The following is a 19,304-nucleotide window of genomic DNA, read 5'->3' as shown; positions in this document are numbered from 1 at the left end:
TGTGACCCTCTGACCTTGATCGTTCACAGGACGTTCGCACCTCCGTGAGGCGCGCGAAGCCCGAAGTCCCGCCCGCCTGACGGCGAGCGGGTCTTCGGGCACAGGGGGGAGGAGGGCCCGATCCGGTGACATCACTTCGCGCAGAGCCCTTGAACTCCCGACTACCGACCAGTAATCCTTGCTGACAGGACGTCTAAGAGGATGTACGAGGGAGCCTCCATGCCGGCACGGATCGCGTTCGACTTCGAGACCCCGCAGGGCCGCCGCACCACCTCCCTGACGTACGAACGCCGCGGGACGGGCGAACCGCTGCTCCTGCTGCACGGCATCGGGCACCACTGGCAGGCGTGGGAACCGGTCCTCAACGTCCTCGCCGCCGAACGCGACGTCATCGCCGTCGACCTGCCCGGCTTCGGCGCGTCCGACGGACTCCCGGCGGGCTGTGCCTACGACCTGGCGACCGTCGCGCCCGTGCTCACCGCCTTCTGCGCGGCCCTCGGCGCCGAGCGGCCCCACGTGGCGGGCAACTCCCTAGGCGGACTGCTCGCCCTCCAACTCGGCCGCGAGAAGGCCGTCCGCTCGGTCACCGCGCTCTCCCCCGCCGGGTTCTGGTCCGAGAGCGAGCGCCGGTACGCCTTCGGAACCCTGCGCGCGATGCGGGGCGCGGCCCTGTCGCTGCCGCTCCCCCTCATCGAGCGGCTCTCCCGGACCCCGGCCGGACGCACCGCGCTCACCAGCACCATCTACGCCCGGCCCGGCCGCCGCTCACCCGAGGCGGTGCTCGCCGAGACGCTCGCGCTGCGCGAGGCCGCCGGCTTCCACCAGACCCTCGACGCGGGCCGCGCCGTCCTCTTCCACGACGACATCCCGTCCCTTCCGGTCACCGTCGCCTGGGGCACCCGGGACCGGCTGCTGCTGCGCAGGCAGGGCGTCCGCGCCAAGCGGACCATCCCCGGCGCGCGCCTGGTGCGGCTGCCCGACTGCGGCCACGTCCCGATGAACGACGACCCCGCGCTCGTCGCCCGCGTGATCCTCGACGGCAGCGCCACCGGCTGAACCCGCCACCGCCCTCCGGCCGGTCAGCAGACCGGTACCGAGCGCGGCCCCGGCCCCGACGAGAAGGCCGCCGGCCGCCTGCGGCAGCCCCAGGGTCGCCTGACCGACCGCGGCCGCGCTCAGCGCGGCCGCCACGGGAATGGCGCCGGTATAGAGCGTGGCGCGCTCCATGCCGATGCGCTGGACCGCCATGTAGAAGAGGACGAACCCGACGACGGTCGCGAGCACCGCCTGCCACAGCAACGCGCCCGTCTCCACGGCCGTCGGCATCCGTACGAAACCGGCACCGTCCACCACCAGCCCGATCAGCGCCGCCTCCACGGCCCCGACACCGCACACGGCGACCGTGAGCAGGCGCGGCCCCAGCGGACGCAGCACGGGCACCGCGAGCACGGTGAACCCGACCTCGCCCACCAGCGCCGCGACCGACCAGCCGAGCCCCGCCAGGTCGGTGCGCCCCCACCCCTGGACGGTGAAGGCACCAGCGGCGACGAGCAGCGCGCCGTACAGCACTGGCGGCGTGGGGCGCCGGCCCTCCAGCAGCGGCACAAGCACGGCCACCACGATCGGCGCGCATCCGACGACGACGCCGGGGACGGCGGGCTCGGCGGTGCGCTCGGCCGCGAGGACGGCGAGGTTGAAACCGACCATGCCGACGGCGGCCAGCACGGCTATCCGCACCCATGAGGCGACACCGAGCAGACGGAGCGGAGCGAGCCCGCCGCGGCCGAGGAGCGGAAGGAGAAGCAGACAGGCTGCGGCGTAGCGGAGGGCCTGCCCACCCGCGTAAGGATAGTCGCCGAGCAGACCGTTGGCGGTGAAGGAGGCCCCGACGAGGGCATAGGCGAGGGTCACGAGCAGGACCCCGCGCAGGGCGTTGGCGTTCATGGTCCTGACGCTAGAAAGCCGGGCGGCCCGGATTAAGGTCCACTTCCATGAAGCCATCGGGGACCACTTCGACCACGGCGGCCGCGCCATCCGTCCGGGAGACGGGCGCGCAACCCGCCTGGGAGGTGCTGCTGCTGGCGGCAGGCGCACCCGCACGCCGACGCGGCCGCGCCCTCCAGGAGGCACTGCGCGAGGCGGTGCGCTCCGGACGGCTCACGGCCGGTACCCGGCTGCCGTCGAGCCGGGCGCTCGCCCAGGACCTGGGGGTCTCCCGCGGCCTGGTCACGGAGGCGTACGAACAGCTGACGGCGGAGGGCTATCTGCGCAGCGACCGTGGCTCGGGCACCTGGGTCGGCGGCGCGGTGCGTACGGGACGGACCGCGCCGGACCCCGACCCACGCACTCCGGCGGCACCGGGCTCCGGCGTGATCGCCGACTTCCGGCCCGGCACACCCGACCTGTCCCTCTTCCCGCGCACGGCCTGGGCGGCGGCACAGCGGACGGTGCTCTCCGAGCTGCCCCACAGCGCGCTCGGCTATCCGGATCCCCGTGGGCTGCCTGTGCTGCGTTCCGCACTCGCGGCGCTGCTGGGCCGGAGGCGGGGCGTGGTGGCCGACCCCGGCCGACTGGTCGTGTGCTCGGGGGTGGCGCAGGCGGCGACGCTGCTCGGATCCGTACTCCGAGCACGAGGACACCACGGCGTGGGCGTGGAGGACCCCGGCAGCCCGGAGCACGCCCGGCTCTTCGCGGCGACCGGTCTGGACACGGTCTGGCTGCCGCTCGACGAAGAGGGCCTGCGCCGGGCCCCGCTCTCCCGATCGGGCACGCGGGCGGTGGTGGTGACGCCGTCGCACCAGTTCCCCTCCGGGATCGCCTGGTCCGCGGAACGACGCGGGATGCTCCTGGACTGGGCACGATCGGTGGACGGATACGTCTGTGAGGACGACTACGACGGCGACTTCCGCTACGACCGCGCCCCGGTGGGGGCCCTCCAGGGTCTGGACCCCGAGCGGGTCGTGTACACGGGCTCGGTGAGTAAGTCGCTGGCTCCGGGGCTCCGACTCGGCTGGATGGTACTGCCCGAGTCGCTCGTCGACGAGGTCGTCGAACGGAAGCGGACCATGGACCTCGGCCATCCGGCACTCGACCAGGCTGCGTTGGCACACCTGGTGACGAGCGGTGGCTACGACCGGCAGCTGCGGCGCTGCCAGCGCGCGTACCGCGAGCGGCGCGACGCCCTGCTGGCCGCTCTGGACGAACACTTTCCTGGCACGGAGGTGACCGGAATCGCGGCAGGGCTGCACGTGATCGCGCGCCTTCCGGCCCGGTACGGACCGACGCGGCGGTTCCTGGAGGTGGCGGCGGGCGTCGGCGTGGCCCTGCGCTCCCTGGAGGAGTACGGGACGGCGCGGCCCGCTGACGGCGCCGTACGGCTCGTCGTCGGGTACGCGCATCTGACGCCGGCGACGATCACCGCGGGAATGCGGCGGACGGCGGAGGCTCTCGGCACACGGTGAACCGCCCCTGGGCTATCTGTTCATACGGGGTTCGCGCGGGCGCTGCTCACGGCGGTTAGGCAGGGACTCCGGACCGAACTCTCGTTCCGGAAAACGACCTTGACGCCGCTGCGGCGTCGCGTCGACCCCGATCCGCTCCCGGAGGCTCCGCATGACCGCATACCCGCCCGGTTCCGACCCCGCCGTCCCCTCCACGCCGCCCCTTTCCGCGCCCGCACGCCGCAATGTGCTGCGCGGTTCGCTCGCGGTGTCCACGGGCCTCGCCCTGGGCGGGGCGGGTACGGCGGCACCGGCCTTCGCCCTGTCAGAGCGTCCGGAGGCACGGTGGGGTGTCCAGACGGGGGACGTGACCGCCCATACGGGACTGGTGTGGGCCCGGTCGGACCGGCCGGCACGGATGATCGTCGAGACATCGGCGACGGAGTCGTTCCGACGGGTCCACCGGCATCACGGGCCGCTGCTGGGGACGGGCACCGACTTCACGGGGACGACGTTCCTGCGCGGTCTGCCCGCCGGCGAGCAGATCCACTACCGGGTGGTCCTCGCCGACCCCGACGATCCGCGCCGGACGGGCGAGTCGGTCCTCGGCACGTTCCGCACGGCTCCGGATCGGCGCCGCGGCGGCGTGCGGTTCCTGTGGTCCGGCGACATCGCCGGACAGGGCTGGGGCATCAACCCGGACATCGGCGGATTCCGCGCGTTCGAGGCCATGCGGCGCCTCGACCCCGACTTCTTCCTGTGCAGTGGCGACACCGTGTACGCCGACGGGCCGCTCCAGCCGTCGGTGACGCTCCCCGACGGACGGGTCTGGCGCAACGTGATGACGCCCGAGAAGGCGAAGGTGGCCGAGACGCTCGACGAGTACCGCGGGAACTTCCGCTACAACCTGCTCGACCACAACGTCCGGACGTTCAACGCACAGGTGCCGACGGTGGTCCAGTGGGACGATCACGAGGTCCGCAACAACTGGTATCCGGGACAGATCCTCGACGACGCGCGCTACACCGAGAAGGACGTGGACGTGCTCGCCGCGCGGGCGTCACGCGCCTTCTCCGAGTACTTCCCGGTCTCCACGCTCCAGGCCGGAGCGGGAAGCGGCTCCGGTTCCGAGGGCCGCATGCACCGGGTGGTGCGGTACGGGCCGCTGCTCGACGTCTTCGTGCTCGACATGCGTTCGTATCGCAATGCGAACTCGCCCGGCCGGCAGGCCGACGACACCACGGGCATCCTCGGCGCGGAACAGCTCGGCTGGTTGAAGAGGGAGCTGGCGCGCTCGCGGGCGGTGTGGAAGGTACTGGCCGCGGACATGCCGATCGGGCTGGTCGTCCCGGACGGCGCCACCGCCTTCGAGGCCATAGCGCAGGGTGATCCCGGCGCACCGCTCGGACGAGAGCTGCAGATCGCCGAGCTGCTGCGGTTCGTCAAGCACCGCCGGATCACCGGCACGGTGTGGCTGACCGCGGATGTCCACTACACCTCCGCGCAGCACTACGCGCCGCAGCGGGCCGCCTTCCAGGACTTCGCGCCTTTCTGGGAGTTCGTGTCGGGGCCACTGGCCGCAGGTGGGTTTCCGGCCAACAAACTGGACGGGACGTTCGGCCCGGAACGCGTGTTCGTGCGCGCGCCCGAGCGGGCGAACGTGTCGCCGATGGAGAGTCCGCAGTACTTCGGCGAGGTGGACATCGATGGCGGAAGCGGGGAGCTGACGGTGCGCCTGCGCGGGGACGACGACACCGTGCTGTTCACGAAGACGCTGCGGCCGGGGCTGGTGGGACAGTAACGCAAAAGCCGGGCCAGGGAAGTTATCCACAGGGCGGCCTGTGGATACGAGCGGATGTCAGTGGCGAGCCCTACGGTCGTTTCCATGACGCGATCCGTACAGGCACTCGCCTACGCACGCCCATCTTCCCTCGAGTCCACCGCCTCCGGCCGCCTCCTCGGTCTGGAGACGGCCGGAGGCCTGACCCCTCACGGGGCCGAGGCCCACCCCCGCTTCTTCGCCGGTTTCCTGGCCGCCCCTCAGGTCGCCGCGCGGGGTCTGCTGGCGGTGGCGGACGTGGCAGCGGCCCGCTATCACCAACGGACGAGACCGCGCTCGTTGGACCCCGTCGTCACGGGGAACGGGGACCGACTGCGATTCGAGTCGTTCTCCGGCTGCGGCGGGGTGTACGCGCGGCTCGACGTGCTCGACGAGGGCCTGGCCGGCACGGAGACGGGCCACGGCACCACGAATGTCGATGTGAACGACCCGTTGCGCAAAGCACTTTCCCGGATGAGCGGTGACGATCCGATGTACCTCCGGGTGGGTCCCGAAGAGATGGCCGTCACCACACTCGGCGGATCGGTGGTGGAGAAGAAGGTGCCACTCCCGGACCGCTGGCTGCGCGGCTTCGCGGAGGCGCAGGTCGCCTCGGCCCGATTCGACCTCCGGGCCGAACTCACCGGCGCCGAGGCCGTCCGCTTCCTGCGAGGACTGCCCCGTTCGCCGAGCCGCGGCCGGGCGCCGCTGTGGGTGGTCCAGGCCGGCCGGACCCTGCGCCCGACGACGCGCCCGGGAGCGGGTGCCGTGTGCCTGCCCGGACCCGACCGGCTGGCAGCGTTGGAGCGGGTGCTGCGATTCGCCACGGGGCTGCGGGTGTACGGGCCGGTGCCCGACGGCTCGGCCTCGGCCGGCGCCTGGGAGCTGACGCTGCCCGGCATGCGGCTGACGCTGACCCTCTCGCCCGACCCCGCTCGTGGATTCTCCGGGGAAGGCGGAGTGCTGGAAGCCATCGCGACGGACGACGCGGCGGCCGACGCGGAACTGATCGCCGTGCTCCTCGCCTGGGAGCCGAGGATCGATCCGGCCGACCTCGCCGAGCAGTCCGGCCTCACGGCCGATCGGGTCCGCGCCGCTCTGGCCCGGCTGGGCACCGCGGGACGCGTGGGCTACGACGTCGCGGATGCCGCGTACTTCCACCGGGAGCTCCCCTACGACGCGGACCGGGCGGAGCGGCACAATCCACGGCTCGTCGCCGCGCGCCGGCTGGTCGCGGAGGAGGCGGTGAGAGTCGACGGCGAGGTCGCGACGGTGACTTCGGGCGAGCGGCGCTACCGGGTGCGGGAGTCGGACGGTGCGCTGAGCTGTACGTGCGCGTGGTGGGCGGAGCATCGCGGTCGGCGGGGGCCCTGCAAGCACGCCTTGGCGGTACGGATGGTCCGCCGCGGCTCGGCAGTGGCGGCGGTGGCATGACGACGGGGCCGGAGCCGCGGCCGGGAGCGGCCATGAACGAATCGAGGAAACCGATGGGGGCGGAAATGAGGGCTGAAGCACGGGGCGGGGCCGGCGGCGGCAAGGGGGTCGGCGCCCTGATGACCGCCGTGCGCGCCGGTCGGGCGAGCGCGGTCCCTGCGCTTCTGGATCTCTTGGACACGGCCGCGCGCGCGGAGGCGTTGGCACAGCTCAAGGCGCTGCGCACCGAGGCGCGTTCCTGGGACTGGAACCGCTGGGAAGAGACCGCACGGGTGCGGCGGGCCCTGTACGTCGCGGGGGCCGGTTGCCACACGGGGGCCGCCGCGGCGGCCGACTGGCTCGGGGGCCGCGATCTGCTCAGCCGGCGCACCGAGGACGGGACCCTGGTCCTGCGGGTGCTCACGGACCGCACGGCGGAATGGCGTGCCGACGTGGCCCATCGGCTGGCGGCGAAGCCGGCGGTCGCGGAGAGCAGCTACGGGCTCATCCGGCGACTTGTGGAGGGCTCGGGGGCGGCAGTGCCGGCGACGGACGGGTACGTGCTCGGCTGGGCGCGCGCGATCACGGACGACAAGCTGCTGGAGCGGCTGAGGACGGATCCGCAGACGCGGGTGCTGGTCGCCCACGCCCTCTCGATGCAGGAGACGCCGGACCAGCTGACCTGGTCCGGGACGAACGGCTCGGCGACACACTGGCCCACGGCACTGGCGACGCTCACGCGGGAGGGGCTGTTGGACCGCGGGGAGGTCGTCGACCTGTGCGTGGCGCGGCTGCTGCGCGGCGGGCGCCCGCGTGATCTGCGGTTCCCCATGGCGCTGCTCCAGCTGGTGCCGCCCGATGCGGAAGAGCGACGGGACCGGGTCGCCGACTGGATCGGCATGACCGCCGACGCGACCTCCCCGGTCGCGGGGTACGCGCAGAAGACGCTCTCGGGGCTGGCGCTCGAGGGGGCGTTGCCCGGCGGGGCTTTCGCGGAGATGACTTCCGGTGTGCTGTTCCGCACGGAGAAGAAGCTGCTGAGGACCCAGCTGTCCCTGGTGAACAAGGTCCTCGCCAAGTATCCGAAGCTCGCCGCCGAGGTGCTCCCGGTGGTGGCCGACGCCTTCGGGCACGAGGACTCGGAGGTCCAGGAGCGGGCGCTGCAGGTCGTGGCTCGTCATCTGAAGGCCGTCGACGAGCAGACGTGCCGTGAGCTGGCCGAGGCCGCATCGCTTCTCGGGCCCGCCCATCGGTCCGCCGCCGAGGCGGTCTTCGGGGGGCGGCTCGGGGAACCCGAGCGCCTGCCCTACGAGGAGATCCTGCCTCCCGTGCCCGAACCGCAGTTCCTGCCCGGGCCGGAGGGAACCCTGGAGGAGCTCGTGGAGGACCTGCTGGTCCAGCGGCGGTCTGACAGCGCGGTGGAGTACGAGCGGACCCTCGACGGCCTGGTGCGGCATGCGCACAAGGACCGGGAGGCTCTGGCGTCCCAGCTGCGGGAAGCGTTCGCCGACGCGTACTGGCAGAACGCGGACGGTTTCGCCCTCCACCACGACTACGACCACTTCCAGCACGGACCGCGCGGCATGGACGCGGTGCTCGCCTCAGTCCTGGGGAAGGTGAAACCGGAACGGATCGAAGCGGGGCGGAACCAGCCCGTTCCGATGACGTCCTGTGTGCATGGGGCGATGGAGGCATCACACGAGATCCGGATCTGGGAGATCGCTCACCTGATCGGAGGGGGAACGCTGCCTCTGCTCCTTTCGACGCCGACGCGGCACACCGGTGGGATCGATCCGCTGGAGCTGGTCCGGCGACTCCGGGAGTACGCGGACGCGGGTCTCGAGCCTGCGCCGGTGGATCTGGGGCACGCACTGCTGCGCGTACGCCGGCAGGACCCGTCCGCGGGCCGAGCCGCCGAGGAGGCGGAGGCCCTGGGCAGCACCGCCGGGGCTCGGCTGGCCGCATGGCTTCGGTCGGAGAACCCGTTGGAGGCGACCGTACGGTTCCATCCGCGCAAGGAGAAGGAGTCGGGCCGCTGGTGGCTGGTGGACCGGATCCTCGTCGAGACGGCGAAGCGGCCTGAGTTCCGGAAGGAGTTCCCGAAGGCCCTCCACTGGCTCGGCGGCGGCCTGCTTCCGAATGCCCGCCGCTGCTATCACTGGGAGCAGGTGCCCGAGCGCTGGGCCACACTGCTTCCGGCAGACCGTGAACTGCTCGCGGCATGCCTGCTGTCCTCCATGGCGAGCGCGGTGGACGGCGATTCGACCCGGGACGTGACGGGCCCTCTGACCCTGCTCGCCGAGGGCGAGGGCCAGGTGGGCAGGGCGGTCGCCCTGCTGCTGGCCTTCGGGCTCGGCTGCCGGGACGCGGACGACCGGCTGCGCGCCGTGGACGCGCTGCTGGTACTGGCCTCTCGGGGGGAGCTCGACACCCGCCGGGTGGGCCGGGATCTCGCCTGGCTCCTCGCCGAGCGGTCGATGAAGCCGAACCGTCTCGCGGACGCCGCTCGGACCGCGGCTGCGACGGGTGCGTACAGGACCGTGTGGACGATGCTCTCGGAGGCTCTTCCGACTCTGCTGGAGGCCGAGCAGCCGATGCGAGGCCTGGGCGAACTCCTGGCCATCGCGGCGGACTGCGTGGAACGGTGCGGGGCGACGGGGGAGCTGGCGGGGCTCGAACGACACGCGTCGGCCCGGGGTACGTCACAGCTGGTCACCCAGGCGAGGCGGCTACGGAACGCACTCCACCAAGGGGCCGGTCAAGGCAAGCCAGAAACGACCTGAATCAGTCATAAATCCTCCAGATCGCCACTTAACCCGCCAGTCACAAAGCGTTCGTGATCACGCAACACCCCTCGGTCACAGTGAAGTCATGACCGATGTGACGTCCTCCAAGAGCACCCGCCGCCCGCACCACTGGCGGCACGACCTGATCGAGCTCGCCGCCCTGTTCACCGCCGTGGTGGTGGCCGACACGATCGCCAAGACCATCGTCAAGGGACCTGACGGTCCCTACCTCCTGGTGTTCTCGGCGATCGCGTTGGTCGCCACCGCCGGCTTCCACACATGGTGGGCGCGAAGGCACAGCCATGCTCCACCCGCCACCGCCGCTCCCGCCCCGGGCACGTCCGCAGCGGCACCCACCCCTGACGAGTCGGCGGAACCGCACGCGGACGCCGACCAGGGCCGGGCGCCTGAGGCCGTCGAGACCGCACTGTGGCGGATGAGGACCACCGTCGACGACGCGCCGGGCAGTCTGGCCTCCCTGTGCACGGTGCTGGGCCGGCTCGGCGTCGACATCCTCACCCTCCAGACCCACCCTCTGACGGAAGGCACGGTGGACGAGTTCCTGCTTCGTGCGCCGGCCGGTCTCTCCGCCGGTGATCTCGCACAGGAGATCGGAACCGCCGGTGGACGCGACACCTGGACCGAACGGGCTGACGCCCACGACCTCGTGGACACCCCCACACGGGTCCTCGGCCTCGCCACCCGTACCGCGCTCGACGCCGCCGAGCTGCCCCTCGCGCTCCGCCAGCTCCTCGGCCGGTGCACCCTTCACTCGGTTCCGGCCGTCTCGCTCACCGGACGCCCGATGGGGGAACAGGCACCGGTCGAGGGTGTGCTCGAAGAGACCGTGATGAAGCTGCGCGACCCCAGCGGGGGCACCCTGCTGATCGAACGGCCTTACCTTCCCTTCACCCCGACCGAGTTCGCCCGGGCCCGCGCGCTGGTCGAACTGGACGCTCGACTCGGCCCGCGCGTCCCCCGCAGCCAGGACGTGCTCACCCTCCCCGAGGGAAACGAGATCACCGTCCGTCGCGCCGACCAGCGTGACCTGGCAGCCGCCCGCGCCATGCACGACCGCTGCTCGGCGCGCACGCTGAGCCTGCGCTACCACGGGCCGGTGGGTGACGCGGACCGATACCTCGACCATCTGCTGAGCCCGCGGTTCGGACGTACCCTCGCCGTGCAGACCGCGTCCGGACGGCTCGTCGCCCTGGGCCACCTGCTGTGGGACGGTGACGAGACCGAGGTGGCGCTGCTGGTCGAGGACGACTGGCAGCGGCGCGGAATCGGCTCCGAACTCCTCGGCCGGCTCGTGACGATGGCCGAGGAGGCCGGATGCGAGAGCGTCTACGCCGTGACCCAGGCGTCCAACACGGGCATGGTCGCGGCGATGCGGGCGCTGAACCTGCCCCTCGACTACCAGATCGAGGAGGGGACGCTGGTGATCACCGCTCGGCTGGACTCGGCACCGCGACGGAGCGAGCGCCCGCACCCGCAGGCTCGGCAGAGCGAGCGCTGAGCGCCTGGGTGAGGTCGCGCCACAGGTCCTCGACGTCCTCCAGGCCCACCGACATCCGCAGCAGTCGATCACTGACACCCGCGGCCCGGCGGTCGCCCTCGTGCACGATGCGGTGACTGATCGAGGCAGGGTGCTGGATCAGCGTGTCCACACTGCCGAGGCTGACCGCCGGAGTGATGAGCCTGACGCCGGCGATCACCTCGTGCGGGTCCCCGTACACCTCGAACGAGATCATCGCCCCGCCGATCGCGGGGTAGTGGACGCGGGCGATCCGCGGGTCGGTGGCCAGGCGCCGCACCAGCTCCGCCGCCGTCGCCGAGGCCGCCTTGACCCGGACCGGAAGGGTGGAGAGACCTCGGAGCAGCAGATAGCCGGCGAGCGGGTGGAGCACACCGCCCGTGGCGAAGCGGACGCGGCGAAGCTCGCGGGCGAACTCCTCGTCGCAGGCGACGATGCCGCCCATGACGTCACCGTGTCCGCCCAGGTACTTGGTCGCGCTGTGCAGGACGATGCGCGCGCCGAGGCCCGCCGGGCGCTGGAGGACCGGGGTGGCGAAGGTGTTGTCGACGAGGAGCGGGACCGCGCCGCAGGCGTGGGCGACGGCGCGGATGTCGACCTCGGCCAGGGTGGGGTTGGCCGGTGACTCCACCATCACGAGACCCGTGTCCGGGCGGATCGCGTCGGCGACGCCCGCGGGGTCGGTCCAGGTCACCTCGGTGCCGAGCAGGCCGGCGTCCAGGAGGTGGTCGCTGCAGCCGTACAGCGGGCGAACCGCGACGACGTGTCGCAGGCCCTGGGCGGCGCGGGCCAGCAGGACCGCGGTCAGGGCGGCCATGCCGCTCGCGAAGGCGACGGCGGCCTGGGTGCCCTCCAGCCGGGCCAGGGCTTCCTCGAAGCGCGCCACGGTCGGGTTGTCGAGCCGCGCGTAGACGGGCGGGCCGTCAAGGCGGGCTCCGGTGGCGGCGAACTCGTCGATGCGGGCGGCCTCCGCCCGCGCGTCGTACGAGGGGTAGGTGGTGGACAGGTCGAGCGGCGGGGCGTGCAGCCCGAGCGCGGCGAGGTCTTCCCGGCCGGCGTGCACGGCTTCGGTGGCGAGCGCCTTCGGGGTGGCCGAAGGGGCGTGATCCATGGCGTCCATGGCCGCACTGTGAACGGATACCGGGAAGTAGCGACAAACATCCGTGCTACGTTCGCCCAATGGCCGATTCTGTCGTACTGGACGCGGTCGATCTGCACATTCTCCGCCTCCTGCAGAACGACGCCCGGACCACCTACCGCGAACTCGCCGCAGAGGTCGGCGTCGCCCCCTCCACCTGTCTGGACCGCGTGGCCCGGCTCCGTCGCACCGGAGTCGTCCTCGGACATCAGCTGCGATTGGATCCGGCCAAACTCGGTCGCGGTCTGGAGGCGCTGCTGCTCGTCCAGGTCCGGCCCCATCGACGGGAACTGATCGGTCCGTTCGTCGACCGGATCCGGGCCCTGCCCGAGTCCCGCGCGCTGTTCCACCTCACCGGCCCCGACGACTACCTGGTGCACGTGGCCGTCGCCGACCCGGCCGACCTGCAACGACTCGTGCTCGACGAGTTCACCTCCCAGCGCGAGGTGGCGCGGGTCGAGACCCGGCTGATCTTCCAGCAGTGGGACTGCGGACCTCTGCTGCCGCCCGGCGCGGGACCGTCCATGTCAGCCGTGTAAGTCCGGTCGAGGGTGACGGGAGGCGGACGGAGGCATCAGGATGAGACACATGCCAGAGAGTTCCCGCAGCCATCTGCCCCGTCAGGTCGCCGACTCCTACGTCGACGACCTCATCGCCCTCGACCCGATCACCGGCACCCACCTGGGAGTCCGGGAGAGCGCCGGCCGCCTTCCCGACTTCTCCCCCGAAGGCCAGGAGGCCGTGGCCGAGCTCGCCCGCCGGACCCTCGCCCTGCTCGACGAGGCCGAGCGGGTCCCGGGCGCGGACAGTGACGCCGAGCGGCGTTGCGCCCGCCTGCTCCGGGAGCGGCTCACGGCCGAACTGGCCGTGCACGACGCCGACGAGGGTCTGTGCGCGGTCAGCAACATGCGTTCGCCGGCGCACAGCATCCGGCTGGTCTTCACCGTGATGCCGACCGAAACCGAGGACGACTGGACGGCAGTCGCCGAGCGGCTGCGGGCGGTCCCGGCCGCGCTGGAGGGCTACCGGGCCTCGCTCGCGCTCGGTGTGGAGCGCAAGCTGTTCGGCGGACCGCGCGCCACCGCCACCTTCGTCGGCCAGCTCACGGACTGGGCCGGCGGGGACGGCGAGCCCGGCTGGTTCGAGCAGTACGCCGCGAACCGCCCGGACACGCTCCCGGCGGAGCTGCGTACCGAGCTCGCCGCGGCCGCCGTCGAGGCCGGCGCCGCCCTCGCCTCGCTGCGGGACTGGATGCGCGACGTGTACGTCCCCGCCGTCGCCGACGCCCCCGATACCGTGGGCCGCGAGCGCTACCGGCGCTGGAGCCGCTACTTCAACGGCACCGACCTCGATCTCGACCAGGCGTACGCCTACGGCTGGTCCGAGTACCACCGGTTGCGCGAGGAGATGGTCGCGGAGGCCGACCGGATCCTGCCCGGCTCCGACCCGTGGGCGGCGCTCGCCCACCTCGACGAGCACGGCACCCACATCGAGGGCGTCGACGAGGTCCGCGAGTGGCTCCAGCGGCTCATGGACGAGGCGATCGACGCGCTCGACGGCACCCACTTCGAACTCGCCGAGCGGGTGCGGAAGGTGGAGTCGCACATCGCCCCGGCGGGCGGTGCCGCCGCCCCGTACTACACTGGCCCCTCCGAGGACTTCTCGCGCCCCGGCCGCACCTGGCTGCCGGTGGACGGGCAGACCCGGTTCCCCGTCTACGACCTGGTGTCGACCTGGTACCACGAGGGCGTCCCCGGTCATCACCTCCAGATCGCGCAGTGGGCGCACGTCGCCGACAGCCTCTCGCGCTACCAGGCCACCATCGGCATGGTCAGCGCCAACGCGGAGGGCTGGGCGCTGTACGCGGAGCGGCTGATGGACGAGCTCGGCTTCCTGCCGGACGCGGAACGCCGGCTCGGCTACCTCGACGCGCAGATGATGCGCGCCTGCCGGGTGATCGTGGACATCGGCATGCACCTGGAGCTGGAGATCCCGGCGGACTCGCCGTTCCACCCCGGTGAGCGGTGGACCCCGGACCTGGCGCAGGAGTTCTTCCAGGCGCACAGCAGCCGGCCGCCGGCGTTCGTGGAGAGCGAGCTGACGCGTTACCTGTCGATGCCGGGCCAGGCCATCGGCTACAAGCTGGGCGAGCGGGCGTGGCTGCTCGGCCGCGAGCGGGCCCGCGAGGCACACGGTGACGCCTTCGACGCGAAGCGCTGGCACATGGCCGCGCTGAGTCAGGGACCGCTGGGTCTGGACGACCTCGTGGACGAGATCTCCCGCCTCTGACCGTGCCGTACGGGAGGTTTCCCCGGCGGATGACTTGATCCGCCGGGGAAACCCCTGTTGGCTCGGGTCTCATGAACGACTACACCCCGGACGCCACCGACTGGCGCATCCTCGACGCCCTCCAGGCCCAGGGCCGGGCCAGCTACGCCGAGCTCGCCCGCGCCGTCTCCATGTCGCCGTCGGCCGTGACCGAGCGGGTGCGGCGCCTGGAGGACGCCGGGGTGATCACCGGCTACACCGCCGTGGTGGACCACGAGCGGCTGGGACTGCCGATCCTCGCCTTCGTACGGCTCCGCTACCCCACCGGCAACTACAAGCCGTTCCACGACCTGGTCGCCGTCACCCCCGAGGTGCTGGAGGCCCACCACGTCACCGGCGACGACTGCTTCGTGATCAAGGTCGCCGCCCGTTCCATGCGGCACCTGGAGGAGATCTCCGGGAAGATCGGCACGCTCGGCTCGGTGACGACCAGCGTCGTCTACTCCTCGCCGCTCCCCCGCCGCGCCGTCAGCCGCTGAGTCCGTCGCCGCCGGCACGGAGGCGTACGGCCGAGCCGTGGCGGGACTTGGTGACCTCCAGTTGGGCGGGGATCCGGCGGCGCAGGTCGGCGACGTGGCTGACGATGCCCACGCTCCGGTCCCGTTCGCGCAGCGAGTCCAGGACGTCGAGCACCTCGTCGAGGGTCTGGTCGTCGAGGCTGCCGAAACCCTCGTCGATGAAGAGGGTGTCGAGGCGGACGCCGCCCGCCTCGTCCGTGACGACGTCGGCGAGGCCGAGGGCGAGCGCGAGCGAGGCGAAGAAGGTCTCGCCGCCCGAAAGAGTGGCGGTGTCGCGTTCGTTGCCGGTCCAGGCGTCGACGACGTGGAGTCCGAGGCCACTGCGACGCGTGCCGGCGCGCACGTCGGAGTGGACGAGGGTGTAGCGGCCGGAGGACATCCGCTGGAGGCGGGCCGAGGCGGCCGAGGCGACCTGTTCGAGCCGGGCGGCGAGGACGTACGACTCCAGGCGCATGCGGCGTTCGTTCTCGGCGGAGGTGCCGGCGGTGAGGCCGGCGAGCCGCGCCACGCGGTCGTGTTCGGTACGCAGCGGGCCCAGGCGCCGCACCTCGGCCTCGGCCTGGCGGGCGAGGCCGGCGAGTCCGGTGACGCGGTCGCGCGCGGCGGCGAGCGCGGCGGCGGCGGCACGCAGTGCCCGCTCGGCGGCCGCGTGGACGGCCTCGGCGGCGGCGGGTTCGGCGGGAGGGAGGGAGGCGGCCTCTTCGACGCCGGGTTCGGCGAGCCGGTCCGCGACCGCGGCGGCCTCGGCCTGCCAGAGGTCGATACGGTGCTGGCGCGCACGGCGGCCGTGCTCGTCGAGGAGGGCTTCGGCGGCCTCGGCGGGGGTGGTGAACCCGGCCCGGTAGGCGGCGTCGGAGAGTTGGGCATCTGCCCTCTTGAGGCGGTCGGCGGCGACCTCCTCGGCGCGTACGGCTCCGGCGGCGTCGACCAGGAGGGCGATACGGCGCTCCAGGAGGCCGGCGTGTTCGGCCACCGTGGCGAACGCGCCGCGTCCCCGGGCCAGTTCCTCCGCGATCTCCGCCCGCTGCCGTTCGATGCCTTCGCGCTGCGAGGTGCGGGCGGCTACGCGCCGCTCCGCCTCTCGTTGGGCGACTGCCCTCTCCTCGTGCTCGCGCTCGGCCCGCGCCAGCGCCTCGCGCGCCGCATGGGTCCGGGCGGCGAGCGCGTGCGCCTCGGCGTGGCGGGCGGTCAGTTCCTCCACCTCGGCGGCGAGTTCCGCGACGGTGGGCTGATGGTGCGTATGCCCGGACAAGGCCAGGGAGTGGACCTCTTCGCGAGCAGCGGCGAGGGCTTCGCGGGTGCCGGCGAGTTCGCGTTCGGCGGCACGGCCGACCTCGTCGGCCTTCGTGTAGCGGGCGTACGCGGCCTCCTCGGCCGCCCGGTCGACGTGGTCGGCCGCGGTCACGGTCGGAGCGGGGTGGTTCGTGGATCCGCACACCTGACAGGGGTCGCCGTCGACAAGGGTCGCGGCGAGTTCGGCGGCGATGCCGCGCAGCCGGCGGGACTTGAGGTCGAGCCAGTTCTCGTGCGCGGTGTTGCGGTGCTCGCGGGCGGTCGCGTACCACTCCTCGGTCTGGGTCAGGGTCCGGGCGAGGGTGTCACGGCGGCGGGCCGCGGCGAGCCGGAGGCGGAGGGGTTCGAGCCGGCCGGCGAGCTGCTCGGCGCGGGCGGCGGCCTCCTGAGCGGCGTCGACGCGCTGCTGGAGCGCGGCCCGCCGGGGCTCCCAGTCGGCGAGCCAGCCGGCCGCCTCCTGGAGGGCTTCCTCGTCGGCGCGGGCTTCCCGGTCGAGGAGAGTCCGCTCCTCGGCGAGCGCGGCGGCCCGGCTCTCGGCGCGGCGGGCCGCGGCGAGGCCTCCGAGGTCCTCGCGGAGCCGGTTCTCCAGGGTGGAGAGCCGCTCGGCCGGGGCCTCGGCGAGATCCGGCGGCAGCTGCGCACGGGCCGCGCCGCGTGCGGCGAGCGCGCCCGCGTGCTCGCGTTCGGCCTCGTGCCGCAGAGCGAGCGCCGGGGCGACCCGCTCGGCCTTGAGCGCGAGTTCGAGGGCGTCCCGGTCGCGGTCCCGGTCGGGGATCCGGGCGGTGAGCACCTCGCGGCGGCGCAGGGCCTCGGCGTGGCGGGCCTGGCGGGCGGCGAGGTCGCGGGCGTGTCCGGCGGCGGTGCGGGCGAGTTTCTCGGCGTGTTCGGCGGCGGCGAGCCGGACGGCGGCGATGTCCGCGGCCTCCCGGGCCTCGGTGCGGGCGACGGCGCCCCAGCCGAGGACGGTGTCGGCGAGGCCGGGTTCGCCGGGCTTCCCCTCGACGGGGGTCCGGGCCGCGGGCAGCCCGCCGGCGGCCTGCGCCATGCGGTGGGCGAGGGCGAGGAGCCGGGCGTCGCCCTCCTCGACGCGATGGGCGGCGGCGCGGCGGAGTTCGGCGAGGCGCTCCTCCACGGCGGCGAAGCGACGGGTGTCGAAGAGACGGCCGAGGAGTTTCCCGCGGGCTTCGGCGTCGGCGCGCAGGAAGCGGGCGAAGTCGCCCTGCGGCAGCAGGACCACCTGGCAGAACTGGTCCCGGCTCATGCCGAGGAGTTGGGTGATCTCCTCACCGATCTCCTGGTGGGACTTGCTGAGGCCGGTCCACGCGCGCGTGGCGGGGTCGTACTCGCGCAGTGTGCTCTGCGCCTTCTCCGTGGTGAAACCTCCGCCCCGCTTCTTCGGACGCGGCTGGGCGGGGCTGCGCCTGATCTCCAGGCGCCGGCCGCCGACGGTGAGGTCGAGCAGCACCTCGGTGCGGGTGTCGGCGGGGGCGTGGTCGCTGCGGAGGGTGGTGCCGGGGCCCTGGCGGGCGCCGGGCACGCTCCCGTACAGGGCGAAGCAGACCGCGTCGAGGACGGAGGTCTTGCCGGCGCCGGTGGGGCCGTGGAGCAGGAAGAGCCCGGCCGTCGACAGGGTGTCGAAGTCGACGGTCTGGGTGGTCCCGAAGGGCCCGAAGGCGGTGATCTCCAGCCGGTGCAGCCTCATCGTCCCCCCTCGCGCTCGGTGGCGGCGGCGTCGACGCGGACGTCGTCGAAGGCGCCGTAGAGCACGTTCCGCTCCGCCGCGTCGAGTCCGCCGCCGACGCGGACGTGGGTCACGAAGTCCTCCGCGATCTGCTGGTCGCTGCGGCCGCGGAGCCGTTGGGCGTAGGAGGCGAGGGAGTCGGTGTCGGCCCGCTCGGGCTCGAAGACGAGGTGGAGGGTGTGCGGGAAGCGTTCGGCGAGCCGGGCCATCGGGTCGTGGGGCCGTACGGCGTCGGTGAGGGTGGCCTCGATCCAGGAGTCCTGGTGCGGGTCGTGGGCCGGGTCGTCGAGGAGGTCGTCGAGGCGGCCGCGCAGGCGGGCGAGGGGGCGGGGCACCGGGCAGTCGACGCGCTCGGCGGCGGCCACCTCGCCGTCGGCGCCGAGGTCGATCAGCCACATGGTCTTGCGGTGGTCGGACTCGGAGAAGGAGTAGGCGAGCGGCGAACCGGAGTACCGCACGCGGGGGGTGAGTGTCTGTGAGCCGTGGAGGTGGCCGAGGGCCACGTAGTCGACCCCGTCGAAGACGGCGGTCGGGACGGCGGCGACACCGCCGACGGTGATGTCGCGTTCGCTGTCGCTGGGCGCGCCGCCCGCGACGAAGGCGTGCGCCAGCACGACGGAACGGGTGCCGGCGGGCCGCGCGGCGAGGTCGGCGCGGACCCGGTCCATGGCGGCGGCGAGCACCGCCTCGTGCCCCGGCTTCACGGCGCCGAGCTGCTCCCTCACCAGCGCGGGCTCCAGGTACGGCAGCCCGTAGAGGGCGACCTCGCCGTGCGCGTCGGTGAGGACGACGGGGGTGCCGATGCCGGCCGGGTCGGTACGCAGGTGGATGCCGGCGCGGCCGATGAGCCCGGCGCCGACGCCGAGACGGCGGGCGGAGTCGTGGTTGCCGGAGATCATGACCGTGGGCACGCCGGCCTCGGCGAGACGGTGCAGCGCCCGGTCGAAGAGCTCGACCGCGGGCAGCGGGGGCACGGCACGGTCGTAGACGTCGCCGGCGACGAGGACGGCGTCCACCTCGCGGTCGCGGACGGTGGCGACGAGGTGGTCGAGGAAGTCGGCCTGCGCGCCGAGGAGGCCGACGCGGTGGAAGGACCGGCCGAGATGCCAGTCCGAGGTGTGCAGAAGCCTCACGTCGTCGTCCCACCCCGCATGCGCGTGCCGCTCCTCGCCCCTGGTTCCGGGTCCCGTCGCGTGCCGCCGGGCCCGGTGTTGTGTGTCTGCCCACCACGCTAACCCGGCGGGGGTGGTGGCAGGGGCCGCACCGGGGAGATACGGGGGCGATGCGGGAC

General features: G+C 73.1%; 12 protein-coding genes and 1 pseudogene. 9 read left to right on the top strand and 4 right to left on the bottom strand.

Translation table 11 applies throughout. The annotated features are described in order from the left end of the window. Positions 1-219: 219 nt before the first annotated feature. On the top strand, positions 220-1,056 hold the full coding sequence (locus ACF1ED_RS30975) for an alpha/beta fold hydrolase (RefSeq protein ID WP_391766072.1): 837 nt from the start codon (positions 220-222) through the stop codon (positions 1,054-1,056). Positions 1,057-1,107: 51 nt separating this feature from the next. On the opposite strand, the pseudogene ACF1ED_RS30970 reads toward ACF1ED_RS30975, so the two are convergent. Further along, positions 1,108-1,944: pseudogene (locus ACF1ED_RS30970) on the bottom strand (DMT family transporter); the annotation flags it as partial. A 47-nt stretch (positions 1,945-1,991) separates the two neighbouring features. Between ACF1ED_RS30970 and ACF1ED_RS30965 the strand changes: the two are divergent. The 5 genes from ACF1ED_RS30965 (at position 1,992) to ACF1ED_RS30945 (ending at position 10,977) form a co-directional block, all read left to right on the top strand. Then, positions 1,992-3,461: a PLP-dependent aminotransferase family protein gene (locus ACF1ED_RS30965; RefSeq protein WP_391766070.1), complete on the top strand. Its 1,470-nt coding sequence runs from the start codon at positions 1,992-1,994 to the stop codon at positions 3,459-3,461. A gap of 151 nt (positions 3,462-3,612) precedes the next feature. After that, positions 3,613-5,241, top strand: coding sequence for an alkaline phosphatase D family protein (locus ACF1ED_RS30960; protein WP_391766068.1), 1,629 nt, complete (start codon positions 3,613-3,615; stop codon positions 5,239-5,241). 84 nt (positions 5,242-5,325) lie between these two features. Beyond that, the gene (locus tag ACF1ED_RS30955; RefSeq protein WP_391766066.1) at positions 5,326-6,693 is read left to right on the top strand and encodes an SWIM zinc finger family protein; all 1,368 of its coding nucleotides are present in this window, start codon (positions 5,326-5,328) and stop codon (positions 6,691-6,693) included. A gap of 32 nt (positions 6,694-6,725) precedes the next feature. Further along, complete coding sequence (locus tag ACF1ED_RS30950; RefSeq protein ID WP_391766064.1) at positions 6,726-9,455, top strand: DUF6493 family protein; 2,730 nt, start codon at positions 6,726-6,728, stop codon at positions 9,453-9,455. A gap of 88 nt (positions 9,456-9,543) precedes the next feature. Continuing rightward, complete coding sequence (locus tag ACF1ED_RS30945) at positions 9,544-10,977, top strand: GNAT family N-acetyltransferase (RefSeq protein WP_391766062.1); 1,434 nt, start codon at positions 9,544-9,546, stop codon at positions 10,975-10,977. Here ACF1ED_RS30945 and ACF1ED_RS30940 read toward each other — a convergent pair. Continuing rightward, positions 10,904-12,115, bottom strand: a complete 1,212-nt coding sequence (locus ACF1ED_RS30940; protein WP_391766060.1) for a trans-sulfuration enzyme family protein — start codon at positions 12,113-12,115, stop codon at positions 10,904-10,906. The two genes, ACF1ED_RS30945 and ACF1ED_RS30940, sit on opposite strands and share 74 nt — an antisense overlap. Positions 12,116-12,174: 59 nt before the next feature. Here ACF1ED_RS30940 and ACF1ED_RS30935 point away from each other — a divergent pair, with 59 nt between their 5' ends. The 3 genes from ACF1ED_RS30935 to ACF1ED_RS30925 all read left to right on the top strand — a co-directional run bounded on the left by ACF1ED_RS30935 (position 12,175) and on the right by ACF1ED_RS30925 (position 14,940). After that, positions 12,175-12,672, top strand: a complete 498-nt coding sequence (locus tag ACF1ED_RS30935; protein WP_391766058.1) for an Lrp/AsnC family transcriptional regulator — start codon at positions 12,175-12,177, stop codon at positions 12,670-12,672. Between the two features lie 40 nt (positions 12,673-12,712). Beyond that, positions 12,713-14,422 (top strand): DUF885 domain-containing protein, encoded by a 1,710-nt coding sequence (locus tag ACF1ED_RS30930; protein WP_391766056.1) that lies wholly within the window; start codon positions 12,713-12,715, stop codon positions 14,420-14,422. Positions 14,423-14,493: 71 nt separating this feature from the next. Further along, on the top strand, positions 14,494-14,940 hold the full coding sequence (locus ACF1ED_RS30925) for an Lrp/AsnC family transcriptional regulator (RefSeq protein WP_391766054.1): 447 nt from the start codon (positions 14,494-14,496) through the stop codon (positions 14,938-14,940). Here ACF1ED_RS30925 and ACF1ED_RS30920 read toward each other — a convergent pair. Both ACF1ED_RS30920 and ACF1ED_RS30915 read right to left on the bottom strand, forming a co-directional pair. Beyond that, positions 14,930-17,974, bottom strand: a complete 3,045-nt coding sequence (locus ACF1ED_RS30920) for an AAA family ATPase (RefSeq protein WP_391766052.1) — start codon at positions 17,972-17,974, stop codon at positions 14,930-14,932. The two genes, ACF1ED_RS30925 and ACF1ED_RS30920, sit on opposite strands and share 11 nt — an antisense overlap. Beyond that, complete coding sequence (locus tag ACF1ED_RS30915) at positions 17,971-19,146, bottom strand: exonuclease SbcCD subunit D (protein WP_391766050.1); 1,176 nt, start codon at positions 19,144-19,146, stop codon at positions 17,971-17,973. The genes ACF1ED_RS30920 and ACF1ED_RS30915 overlap by 4 nt, the downstream gene beginning before the upstream one ends. Positions 19,147-19,304: the final 158 nt, after the last annotated feature.

Origin of the sequence: Streptomyces sp. NPDC014656, from assembly GCF_043084305.1 — a bacterium.
Taxonomy (GTDB): Bacteria; Actinomycetota; Actinomycetes; order Streptomycetales; family Streptomycetaceae; genus Streptomyces.
This window is presented reverse-complemented; position numbering and strand designations above follow the sequence as displayed.

Bases quoted from the DNA above. Each gene is read 5' to 3' on its own strand.
- ACF1ED_RS30975 (WP_391766072.1), top strand. From the start codon at position 220: ATGCCGGCACGGATCGCGTTCGACTTCGAGACCCCGCAGGGCCGCCGC.
- ACF1ED_RS30965 (WP_391766070.1), top strand. From the start codon at position 1,992: ATGAAGCCATCGGGGACCACTTCGACCACGGCGGCCGCGCCATCCGTC.
- ACF1ED_RS30960 (WP_391766068.1), top strand. From the start codon at position 3,613: ATGACCGCATACCCGCCCGGTTCCGACCCCGCCGTCCCCTCCACGCCG.
- ACF1ED_RS30955 (WP_391766066.1), top strand. From the start codon at position 5,326: ATGACGCGATCCGTACAGGCACTCGCCTACGCACGCCCATCTTCCCTC.
- ACF1ED_RS30950 (WP_391766064.1), top strand. From the start codon at position 6,726: ATGAACGAATCGAGGAAACCGATGGGGGCGGAAATGAGGGCTGAAGCA.
- ACF1ED_RS30945 (WP_391766062.1), top strand. From the start codon at position 9,544: ATGACCGATGTGACGTCCTCCAAGAGCACCCGCCGCCCGCACCACTGG.
- ACF1ED_RS30940 (WP_391766060.1), bottom strand. From the start codon at position 12,115: ATGGACGCCATGGATCACGCCCCTTCGGCCACCCCGAAGGCGCTCGCC.
- ACF1ED_RS30935 (WP_391766058.1), top strand. From the start codon at position 12,175: ATGGCCGATTCTGTCGTACTGGACGCGGTCGATCTGCACATTCTCCGC.
- ACF1ED_RS30930 (WP_391766056.1), top strand. From the start codon at position 12,713: ATGAGACACATGCCAGAGAGTTCCCGCAGCCATCTGCCCCGTCAGGTC.
- ACF1ED_RS30925 (WP_391766054.1), top strand. From the start codon at position 14,494: ATGAACGACTACACCCCGGACGCCACCGACTGGCGCATCCTCGACGCC.
- ACF1ED_RS30920 (WP_391766052.1), bottom strand. From the start codon at position 17,974: ATGAGGCTGCACCGGCTGGAGATCACCGCCTTCGGGCCCTTCGGGACC.